General features: G+C 39.3%; 11 protein-coding genes. All 11 read left to right on the forward strand.

The window, feature by feature from the left end:
- Nucleotides 1–320: 320 nt before the first annotated feature.
- The 11 genes from rimP to pnp all read left to right on the forward strand — a co-directional run bounded on the left by rimP (nucleotide 321) and on the right by pnp (nucleotide 10897).
- Nucleotides 321–797: a ribosome maturation factor RimP gene (gene rimP, locus C1N55_RS06400; RefSeq protein ID WP_137728053.1), complete on the forward strand. Its 477-nt coding sequence runs from the start codon at nucleotides 321–323 to the stop codon at nucleotides 795–797.
- A 25-nt stretch (nucleotides 798–822) separates the two neighbouring features.
- Complete coding sequence (gene nusA, locus C1N55_RS06405) at nucleotides 823–1974, forward strand: transcription termination factor NusA (protein ID WP_137728054.1); 1152 nt, start codon at nucleotides 823–825, stop codon at nucleotides 1972–1974.
- Nucleotides 1975–2041: 67 nt separating this feature from the next.
- Nucleotides 2042–2320, forward strand: coding sequence for an RNase P modulator RnpM (rnpM, locus tag C1N55_RS06410; RefSeq protein ID WP_137728055.1), 279 nt, complete (start codon nucleotides 2042–2044; stop codon nucleotides 2318–2320).
- Nucleotides 2317–2622, forward strand: a complete 306-nt coding sequence (locus C1N55_RS06415) for a YlxQ family RNA-binding protein (RefSeq protein ID WP_137728056.1) — start codon at nucleotides 2317–2319, stop codon at nucleotides 2620–2622. Before rnpM ends, C1N55_RS06415 begins: the two co-directional genes overlap by 4 nt.
- A 14-nt stretch (nucleotides 2623–2636) precedes the next feature.
- Entirely contained in the window at nucleotides 2637–5054 is a 2418-nt protein-coding gene (infB, locus tag C1N55_RS06420; protein ID WP_137728057.1) for a translation initiation factor IF-2, read from the forward strand.
- Nucleotides 5054–5332, forward strand: a complete 279-nt coding sequence (locus C1N55_RS06425; protein WP_137728058.1) for a DUF503 domain-containing protein — start codon at nucleotides 5054–5056, stop codon at nucleotides 5330–5332. Before infB ends, C1N55_RS06425 begins: the two co-directional genes overlap by 1 nt.
- 192 nt (nucleotides 5333–5524) lie before the next feature.
- On the forward strand, nucleotides 5525–5866 hold the full coding sequence (gene rbfA / locus C1N55_RS06430) for a 30S ribosome-binding factor RbfA (protein ID WP_137728059.1): 342 nt from the start codon (nucleotides 5525–5527) through the stop codon (nucleotides 5864–5866).
- A gap of 207 nt (nucleotides 5867–6073) precedes the next feature.
- On the forward strand, nucleotides 6074–6979 hold the full coding sequence (truB, locus tag C1N55_RS06435) for a tRNA pseudouridine(55) synthase TruB (protein WP_137728060.1): 906 nt from the start codon (nucleotides 6074–6076) through the stop codon (nucleotides 6977–6979).
- A 23-nt stretch (nucleotides 6980–7002) separates the two neighbouring features.
- Nucleotides 7003–7956, forward strand: a complete 954-nt coding sequence (ribF, locus tag C1N55_RS06440; RefSeq protein WP_137730555.1) for a riboflavin biosynthesis protein RibF — start codon at nucleotides 7003–7005, stop codon at nucleotides 7954–7956.
- Between the two features lie 136 nt (nucleotides 7957–8092).
- Nucleotides 8093–8362, forward strand: a complete 270-nt coding sequence (rpsO, locus tag C1N55_RS06445) for a 30S ribosomal protein S15 (protein ID WP_137728061.1) — start codon at nucleotides 8093–8095, stop codon at nucleotides 8360–8362.
- Nucleotides 8363–8782: 420 nt separating this feature from the next.
- Entirely contained in the window at nucleotides 8783–10897 is a 2115-nt protein-coding gene (gene pnp, locus C1N55_RS06450; RefSeq protein ID WP_137728062.1) for a polyribonucleotide nucleotidyltransferase, read from the forward strand.
- Nucleotides 10898–11416: the final 519 nt, after the last annotated feature.

An 11416-nucleotide genomic window follows, 5' to 3' on the forward strand; every position in this document is an offset into this window, starting at 1 on the left:
TACGTAAATTTGCAATAACATTAAAATTGTGCTATTGTTATGGTAATAATTTGTTGATAGTTTTGCAGCAAAAGAGTGGGGCTTTTCCCGCTCTTTTCTGTTGTTACGCTTATCCAAATTTTTCTTACAGACACATTCGGTTCGTCTCAAATTTCACCACGCCCTGGTGGAATTTCTGTTTTTATACTGATTATGATTTAAAATCTATTCAATAATTAGTGTGAAAAAGGCATAAAATCTCATCTTTTAGTGAAATTTTAGTTTATATAAACCGATACTTGTGAAAAAAAGGCAAGAGACAATTACGTAGGGAGGATACTATGAGCAAAGTAACGTCAGTAATTGAAGAACTTGTTACGCCAATTGTAGAAGAGTTGAACCTTGAACTTGTCGAAATTGAGTTTTTAAAAGAGGGACGCAATTGGTTCCTTCGTGTATATATTGATACACCAGAAGGCGGCATTGATATTGAACAGTGTGCGCTTGTTAGTGAGCGTCTAAGTGAAATTCTGGATGAAAAAGACCCAATCGAGCAAAACTACTATTTAGAAGTTTCTTCACCAGGTGCTGAACGACCATTGAAAAAAGAATCAGATTTTGAAAAATCAGTAGGCAAATTTATCTATGTTAAAACATATGAGCCAATAAAAGATATGAAAGAATTCCAAGGTTACCTAAGATCATATACTAAAGAAGGCTTAGAACTTGAAGTTCGTATTAAAACACGTAAATTAACTGTTTTTATTGAAAATGAAAAAATCGCAAAAGCAAGACTAGCAATCGATTTTTCATCATAACTGAATATTAGGAGTGAACGAAAAAATGAGTAGTGATTTACTAGATGCTTTAACTGCTCTGGAGCAACAAAAAGGTATCTCAAGAGAAGTTATAGTTGAAGCAATCGAAGCTGCATTAGTAACAGCATATAAACGCAACTTTAATCAGGCGCAGAATGTACGTGTTGATTTAAATTTAGAAAACGGATCAATGTTAGTATATTCCCGTAAAGATGTGGTAGAGGAAGTTGAAGATGATCGTCTTCAAATTGCTCTTGAGGATGCAAAAGACATTAACCCTGCATATGAAATTGGGGACGTTTTGGAACAAGAGGTAACTCCTCGTAACTTTGGACGTATTGCTGCTCAAACAGCAAAACAAGTTGTAACACAAAGAGTACGTGAAGCAGAGCGCGGTATTATTTACGAAGAATACGTAGATCGCACTGACGATATTGTAAACGGAACAATTGAACGTCAGGATGCTCGTAACATCTATGTAAGCTTAGGTAAAGTAGAAGCTGCATTGCCTGTAAACGAACAAATCCAAGGTGAAGCATATAAACCACAAAGCCGCATTCGCGTTTATATTACGAAGGTTGAGCGTACGACACGCGGACCTCAAGTAATTGTATCTCGCACTCATCCAGGATTACTTCGCAGACTCTTCGAGATGGAAGTTCCAGAAATTTTTGAAGGTATCGTAGAAATTAAATCAATCGCTCGTGAAGCTGGAGATCGTTCTAAGATTTCTGTACATGCTCACAATCCAGAGATTGATGCAGTTGGTGCTTGTGTAGGTGCAAAAGGTGCTCGTGTACAAAATATTGTGAACGAGTTAAACGGAGAAAAAATTGACATCGTAGAATGGTCAGAAGATCCGATTGTATTTGTTGCAAATGCCTTAAGCCCATCAAAAGTGCTTGATGTAATCGTTAACGAAGAAGAAAAGTCTACAACAGTAGTTGTACCAGACTATCAATTATCACTAGCTATCGGTAAACGTGGACAAAATGCACGTCTTGCTGCGAAACTAACGGGCTGGAAAATTGATATCAAGAGTGAAACAGATGCACGCGAAGCAGGAATTTATCCAAACGAATCTAGTCGCTTCATTGCAAGCGATGACGCTGATAATGATAGTGACTTCTATGATGAAGATGTAACATATGATCTTTATCAAGACGACGAAGAATAAGCATCATTGCTGTAAAGCGTATATATGATTAAGTAAAGTGCTTATTCATAAAGGAAGGTGAATTCTTATGGCAACACAAAGAAAAGTTCCTTTACGTAAATGTGTCGTAACAGGTGAAAGCTTGCCTAAAAAATCAATGATACGTGTTGTACGCTCAAAAGAAGGCGAAGTATCTGTTGATGTAACAGGAAAGAAATCTGGACGTGGAGCTTATATCTCAAAATCGGAAGAAGCAGTTGAAACTGCTCGGAAGAAAAATATATTAGATCGCCAGCTAGAAGTGAAAATCCCAGAAGAGGTTTATGATGAATTGATTAAACTGATCCGCAGGGAGTCCATTCTATGAGTGAAAGACTACTCCAAATACTAGGTTTAGCAGCTAGAGCTAGGAAGATAGTTACTGGGGAAGAGTTAGTAGTGAATCAAATACGTACAAATAAAGCAAAGCTGGTACTACTAGCAAATGACGCCTCAAAAAATTCTAGCAAGAAGATTCAAGATAAATGTACGTATTATAACGTTGAGTATCATGTGTTTGGTGATCGCTACCAGCTAGGGACTGCAATTGGTAAAGAAGCACGTGTCGCAATAGCTATTGTAGATAGCGGATTTGCGAAAAAGATATCTAGTCTACTCAACGAAAATTAATCGGGGGTGAGCAGATGACCAAATTAAGAGTTCATGAATATGCGAAAAAAGTAAATAAATCAAGTAAAGAGGTAATCGAAGAGCTTAAAAAGCTTAACGTTACGGTTTCTAATCATATGTCGACGCTTGAAGGCGATGCTGTTACAAAATTGGATTCTGTTTTTAAAGGATCAAGTTCTGCATCAAGAAACACAGAAGTACGTCATGAAAAGAAACAAGCTGCACCGAGTGGACAAAGAACACAAACAAATGAGCAATCAAATCGTCCAAATCGCCCAGGCAACAGTTCAGCGAATCGTCCTTCGAATGGTCAAAACAGACCCTCAAATGGGCAAAACCGACCAACAAATGGGCAGAACAGACCGACAAATGGCCAAAATCGACCATCTAATCATTCATCTAACAGACCGTCTAACAGTAATTCAGCGAATCGTCCATCAAACAATTCGTCTAACGAACAAAGATCGACGTCACAAAACAGTGGCGAAAAATTTAAGAATGCAAAAGGTAACCAAAATCGAAATATGTCCCAAAATAATAATAACAACTCAAACAACAACAAAAATAAAGGCGGCTTTAACAACAATCAACAACGTAAAAAGCCGGGTATCCATGGAGGCAAACGTCGCCATCCTAAAACACACCAACCAACAATTCCACAAGCTCCTAAAGAGTTACCGGAAAAAATTACATTTTATGAAAGCTTATCAGTTGCAGAATTAGCGAAAAAGCTTCACCGTGAACCATCTGAAATCATCAAAAAATTATTCATGCTTGGCGTTATGGCAACGATCAACCAAGAATTAGATAAAGATGCAATCGAGCTAATCTGTGCGGATTACGGCGTAGAAGTAGAAGAAGAAATCCGTATTGATAAAACAGACCTAGATGTTTACTTCGATCAAACAGAAGTTGTCGAAGAAGAACAAGTAATACGTCCACCAGTTGTAACAATCATGGGCCACGTTGACCATGGTAAAACGACTTTACTTGACTCAATTCGTAATTCAAAAGTAACTGCTGGTGAAGCAGGTGGAATTACACAACATATTGGTGCATACCAAGTGAAAATTGATGGCAAGAAAATTACATTCCTAGATACTCCAGGACATGCTGCGTTTACAACAATGCGTGCTCGTGGTGCAAGTATTACGGATTTAGCAATCATTGTTGTTGCTGCTGATGACGGTGTAATGCCACAAACAGTTGAAGCAATCAACCATGCGAAAGCTGCAGAAGTGCCAATTATTGTGGCAGTAAACAAAATGGATAAGCCATCAGCTAATCCAGATCGTGTAATGCAAGAATTAACTGAACACGGCTTAGTACCTGAAGATTGGGGCGGCGATACAATTTTCGTTCCAATATCTGCCTTAAAAGGTGAAGGTATTGATACGCTATTAGAGATGATACTATTAGTGTCTGAAGTAGCCGAGTTAAAAGCAAACCCAAGTCGTTCAGCGATTGGCTCTGTAATTGAAGCTCAGCTAGATAAAGGCCGTGGATCTGTTGCGACATTACTAGTTCAAGACGGAACTTTACGTGTTGGTGACCCAATCGTAGTAGGTCATGCTTACGGACGTGTACGTGCTATGGTTAATGACCTTGGCCGTCGTGTTAAAGAAGCAGGCCCTTCAACACCGGTTGAAATTACTGGTATTAACGAAGTACCACAAGCTGGTGACCGTTTTGTAGTCTTTGAAGATGAGAAAACAGCTCGCCAAGTGGGTGAATCTCGTGCAATGACTGCTATCCAAGCGAGCCGTTCTGAAAAACAACGCGTTACTTTAGATAACCTATTTGAGCAAATGTCTCATGGCGATGTTAAGGAATTAAACTTAATCGTAAAAGCAGATGTTCAAGGTACGGTAGAAGCTATGGCTGCTTCATTAATGAAAATCGATGTAGAAGGCGTAAACGTGAAAATTATTCACACTGGCGCTGGTGCGATTACAGAATCGGATATTTCACTTGCTGCAGCTTCAAACGCAATCGTGATTGGATTCAACGTTCGTCCTGACGTTAATGCAAAACGTGCTGCCGATGAAGAAGGCGTTGATATCCGTTTACACCGCATTATCTACAAAGTAATCGAAGAAATCGAAGCAGCGATGAAAGGGATGCTTGATCCAGAATTCGAAGAGAAAATCATTGGGCAAGCGGAAGTTCGTCAAACGATTAAAGTATCAAAAGTTGGTACAATTGCTGGTTCTTATGTAACGGAAGGTAAAATTACTCGTGACTCGGGCGTTCGTATCATTCGCGAAGGTATCGTTGTATTTGAAGGGGATTTAGATTCACTAAAACGCTTCAAGGACGATGCAAAAGAAGTAGCAAAAGGTTACGAATGTGGTATCACGATTAAAAACTTCAATGACATTAAAGAAGGCGACATTATTGAAGCCTTCGTGATGGAGGAAATTAAACGATAATGATCGTTTATGCGGAAGCTGAGTTTATCATTTCTGATTCACATTCGTTAAAAGAAAAGCGAGCAGTTCTCCAGCGAATGATTACCCGAACAAAGCAGAAATTTAATGTTTCTGTTGCAGAAATCGATCATCAAAATGTGTGGCAACGGACAAGAATCGCTCTTGTCTGTGTGTCCTCATCTAAGATGAGTGCAGAGCGAGAAATCAATCATGCACTTCACTTCCTTCAGTCTAACCCTTCCTGGGAGCAACTCGAGGTCTGGACAGACTACTTATAAAATTTTTAAATAAGAAATTGTGCTCCTTTCTACACGAATCCACCTGCTTTTTGAGCATAAGATAAGTGTAAGTGGAGGCAATTTTTAGTGGAGAAGAAATACTTTCTTATCCGCATAAGTAAACGAAGGCTAATTGCCAAAAAGCTCGGCAATTAGCCTAGTTTTCTAATCTTTAAACAGAGGTGTCACTATATGTCAGTACGTTCAAATCGAATAGCAGAACAGATGAAAAAAGAGCTTGGTGATATCATCACTCGTAAATTGAAAGACCCACGTGTTGGGTTCGTTACGATTACAGATGTAGACGTTACTGGTGACTTACAGCAAGCAACAGTCTATATTTCATCTCTTGGCAATGACCGTGAGCGTGAAGAAACCCTGAAGGCTTTAGTAAAAGCTGCAGGTTTCATCCGCACTGAAATTGGTCATCGCATCCGCTTGCGTCGTACACCCGAAATTACATTTGAATTCGATTCATCTGTAGAATACGGCAACAAAATCGACGCACTCTTGCGTTCTCTAAATAACGATTAAATGATCGATTAAAAGTAAAGCCTACATCTGCATATCTGTGTGCGATGTAGGTTTTTTATTTAGATGAAGTGGCTGAATTATCGGGGATAGTGGCTGGGTTATCCACAAAACTGGCTGGAATCGCAAAAGCACTGTAGTGATTCTAAATAAACCCTGAGAGTTCTATTTCACAACAATTACACACACAATTTCAAAGGAGTATACAAAATGAACGGCATTTTACCTCTCTGGAAAGAACGTGGCATGACAAGTCATGATTGCGTCTTTAAATTACGTAAAATTTTAAAAACGAAAAAGGTAGGCCACACCGGAACATTGGATCCTGCAGTTGAAGGCGTACTTCCAATTTGTATCGGACAAGCAACCAGAATAGCTGAATACCTAACCGATGCAGGTAAAACCTATGAAGCTGTCGTATCGATTGGCAGAACAACAACTACCGAGGATGCAGAAGGCGAAACGGTTGAAGAAAATTTATCCCATAAAGCAATCTCTCGGAACGAGCTTTTAGAAGCGCTTAAACAATTAACTGGCGAAATCGAACAAACACCGCCAATGTACTCAGCTGTTAAAGTAAATGGGAAACGACTTTATGAATATGCACGTAAAGGGGAAATTGTGGAACGTCCTACAAGAAAAGTAATGATATATTCACTAGAGCTATTGGATGATGCCGACAACTTCGAGGGGGAAGAAGTAACTTTCCGAATTCGCATAGCATGCAGTAAAGGTACTTATATCCGAACACTTGCTGTTCAGCTTGGAGAAAAGCTTGGTTACCCTGCGCACATGGCATCACTTGTACGCACCGCATCTGGAACATTTACAGAAAAGGAATGTGTCACACTACAGCAAGTGGAAGAAATCATGAATAAAGGTAAGATTGATGAAGTGCTGCTACCTGTAGAATACGCATTGTCTTCCTATCCATTTATTGAAGTGGAAGAATCAAATGAAAAACAAATTTTGAATGGACAAGTGCTTCCCATTCATGCATTATTGAAAGAAAATGATAAAATTGTTTATAGCATTCAAGGTAAAGCTTATGCTGTATATATAAAACATCCGACCAAAGAAGGGTACATGAAGCCAGAGAAAATGTTCCCGAACTAACTAATTAGGAGGCAAGTCCCGTGATGAAGGTAGTTCATTTAAAATATCCGCATCAACTAAATCTAGCAAACGAATTGTCATCTGCCTATTCTTTAGCAGTAGGTTTTTTTGATGGCGTACATAAAGGGCATCAGGCAGTTATCCAAAACGCAAAGGAAATGGCAAAGCAATTAAATATCGAAAGCGCTGTCATGACATTTGATCCACATCCATCTATTGTTTTAGGTGGACGCAAAGAAAAGGTATTTTACATAACACCCTTACAGCAAAAGCTTGATGTATTGGAAGAATTCGGTGTAGACAATGTTTTTGTCGTTCATTTTACATCTGATTTTGCGAAACTTTCACCAGAAGATTTTATCCAATATTTTATTAGAGATTTAAATGTGAAGCATGTGTCCGCTGGCTTTGATTATTCTTTTGGCAAATTTGGAAAAGGGAATATGGAAATTATGAAAGAGCTTAGCAACGGGGAGTATGGTGTCACTGTCATTGATAAACAAACGGATGACGAAGAAAAAATCAGCTCCACTAGAATTCGAAAATACTTGCAAGATGGCGATATGGAAAGTGCCGCACAGCTTTTAGGACGCGCCTTTGAAGTGCCGGGGATTGTTGTTCATGGTGATAAGCGAGGCCGTACAATCGGGTTTCCAACAGCAAATATTCAATCCATGGAAGGAAGCTTCATTCCAGCTACAGGCGTATATGCAGTCAAAATCCTGGTACAAAATAAATGGTATGATGGCGTTTGTAATGTCGGCTATAAACCGACCTTTAAAAACCCAGAGGACAAACAGCTTTCAATCGAAGTGCATATTTTGGACTTCGATAAAAACATCTACGGCGAAGAAGTAAAAGTAGGCTGGTATAAAAGAATCCGCAGTGAGAAGAAATTTGATGGAATTGAATCGTTAAAAGCGCAAATCGAGAAAGATAAAAACGAAGCCATTGAATATTTCATCGCACATTCGTAACAGTTGATTGTAAATCTGAAGTATGGTACTATTCATTAAGTGCCAACAAGCACAAAACCTTGGCTCGGCTTTTCGATTCTCCAACGACTGCTGTGCTAGAGGTGTAAATAATTACTATTTGGGAGGTCCATTTAACATGGCAATTACAAAAGAACGCAAAAATGAAATTATCGCTGAGTTCCAAACTCACGAAGGGGACACTGGTTCTCCAGAAGTGCAAATCGCAGTATTAACTGCTGATATCAACGCTTTAAACGCTCACTTAAGCACTCACAAAAAAGATTTCCACTCTCAACGTGGTCTTCTTAAAAAAATCGGTCGTCGTCGTCACTTATTAAAGTATCTTCGTGAAACTGATGTACAACGTTACCGTGAATTAATCAAACGTTTAGGCTTACGTCGATAATACATGCCTGAAGCGGCTTATAGGCTCAATACTCGCTATTTGCGATGAGAGCCTGGCTGCTAAAAGCTAGACATAAGGAAGCGGGAACGGTCCTGAGTTTAACAAAGCGGGAACATTCCCGCTTTTTATTTATGTAAAAAGTGTATGGTCAAATATAACAATTACGCCGCTTATCAGTATTTAATTGTAAAATTTGGACAAGTTAATAATAAGAAATTTTTTGAATAGATCCTCAATCATTCATAAAAATGAAATGATTTTAAGATAATAGATAAATATCTCCTAAAATAATTGTAAAAAATATGCGAATTAGACATAATTAGATAGAAAATATTTAGCATAGAAATTGGTTTTTTGATACACTTACTATGATTATATTCGTGACGAAAGTGTGTTCTAGAAGAGAAAGGGGTTCATTAAATGACCGAAAAGAAAGTCTATTCCTATGAATGGGCTGGCCGACAACTAGTAGTAGAAGTAGGACAGCTAGCAAAACAAGCAAATGGTGCTGCATTAATTCGATACGGTGAATCAGCGGTACTAGCAACAGCAACAATGTCAAAATCACCAAAACCATTAGATTTCTTCCCATTAACTGTAAACTATGAAGAACGTCTATATGCAGCAGGTAAAATTCCTGGAGGATTCATTAAACGTGAAGGACGTCCATCAGAGCATGCGATTCTAGTTTCACGCCTTATCGACCGTCCTATCCGTCCAATGTTCCCAGATGGCTTCCGTAATGAAGTACAAGTTATTTCGATGGTTATGTCATCAGATCCAAACTGCCCAACAGATGTAGCTGCTATGTTCGGCTCTTCTTTAGCTTTAGCTGTTTCGGACATTCCTTTTGATGGCCCTATCGCAGGTGTACATGTTGGTTATATCGATGGAGAATTCGTCCTGAATCCAACAACTGAACAATCAGAAAAAAGTACTGTTCACTTAACAGTAGCAGGAAACAAGGATGCCATCAACATGGTTGAAGCTGGTGCATTAGAAGTGACAGAGGAAATCATGCTGGAAGCAATTATGTTCGGTCATGAAGAAATTAAAAAGTTAATTGCCTTCCAAGAACAAATTGTTGCAGACATGGGCAAAGAAAAAATCGCGGTGGAGTTATATGAGGTAGATCAAGAACTTCAAGCACAAGTAAAAGCGATGTGTGAAGAAGAAATGATCGCTGCCATCCAAACTGTTGAAAAGCATGCTCGTGAAGAAGCAATCGGTGTTGTAAAAGAACGCGTGATGGCTAGTTACGAAGAGCAAGAAGCAGATGATGAAACATTAAAACAAGTAAAAACAATTTTAGATAAAATGGTGAAAGAAGAAGTTCGCCGTCTAATTACAGAAGATAAAGTTCGTCCAGATGGTCGTAAACCGGATGAAATCCGTCCATTATCTTCTGAAGTAGGATTATTGGAACGTACTCACGGTTCAGGTCTGTTTACACGTGGACAAACTCAAGCATTATCCATCTGTACTTTAGGACCTCTTGGTGATGTTCAAATTATTGATGGCTTAGGACTTGAAGAGTCAAAACGCTTTATGCACCACTATAACTTCCCACAATTCTCTGTTGGGGAAACAGGACCAATTCGCGGACCAGGTCGTCGTGAAATCGGTCACGGTGCTTTAGGTGAACGTGCACTACTTGCCGTTATTCCGGATGAAGCGGACTTCCCATACGCAATCCGTTGTGTATCAGAAGTATTGGAATCAAATGGTTCAACTTCCCAAGCTTCGATTTGTGCATCAACACTTGCCATGATGGATGCGGGTGTGCCAATTAAAGCACCTGTAGCAGGTATTGCAATGGGTCTTGTGAAAAAAGGCGAGCACTACACGATCTTAACGGATATCCAAGGTATGGAAGACCACCTGGGAGACATGGACTTTAAAGTTGCCGGTACTGCTAAAGGTGTAACTGCACTTCAAATGGACATCAAAATCGATGGACTATCACGCAACATTTTAGAAGAAGCATTACAACAAGCAAAAGCAGGCCGTATGATTATTCTGGATTCAATGCTTGCAACACTTGCGGAATCCCGTACGAATCTTTCTAAATACGCACCAAAAATTGAAGTGATTAAAATCAATCCAGAAAAAATCCGTGACGTTATCGGATCTGGTGGTAAAACAATCAACAAAATTATCGACGAAACTGGCGTGAAAATCGACACAGAACAAGATGGGACAATCTACATTTCTTCAGCAAATGAAGAAATGAACAAACGTGCCAAAGAAATTATCGAATCCATCGTACGTGAAGCTAAAGTAGGCGAATACTACATGGCAACAGTAAAACGTATCGAGAAATTCGGTGCATTCTGTGAAATCTTCCCAGGAAAAGACGGCTTACTGCACATTTCTGAAATCCAAGAGGAACGCACGAACAAAGTTGAAGACGTTCTAAAACTTGGCGACGAATTACTAGTAAAAGTCATCGAAATCGATAACCAAGGCCGCGTCAACCTATCTCGCAAAGTAGTCATCAAAGAAGAAAAAGAACGCGCAGAGCAAGCTGAATAATAATTAGCAGGTGGAGGGGAGTTGTTCCCTCCGCTTTTTTTGTTTTGGAGAGGAGTTCTGGTAAAGCGAGTTTTGAAGGAATAGTGGTGAGAAAATTGCATCTTATGGGAATGATGTACTCTCTGACAGAAAAGCGGAGGGAGAAGAGCATTAGAAGAATGATGAAGCACTTTCACATAAGAGTTACGGTGTGAGAAGTGCATCATAGAGAGTGTGAAGCACTTTTTAGGAGGATAAACAGTGAGAAAAGTGCATCATAAGAAGGATGAAGCACTTTCACGTAGGAGTTATGGTGTGAGAAGTGCATCATAGAGAGTGTGAAGCCCTTTCTAGGAGGATAAGCAGTGAGAAAAGAGCATCATAAGAAGGATGAAGCACTTTCACTTAAGAGTAGCGGTGTGAGAAGTGCATCATAGAGAGTGTGAAGCCCTTTCTAGGAGGATAAACAGTGAGAAAAGTGCATCAGAAGGAGGATGAAGTACATTCTGATAGGAGTTGCGGTGTGAGAAGTGCATCATA

The sequence above is a fragment of the Lysinibacillus sp. SGAir0095 genome, from assembly GCF_005491425.1.
Lineage (GTDB): Bacteria > Bacillota > Bacilli > Bacillales_A > Planococcaceae > Ureibacillus.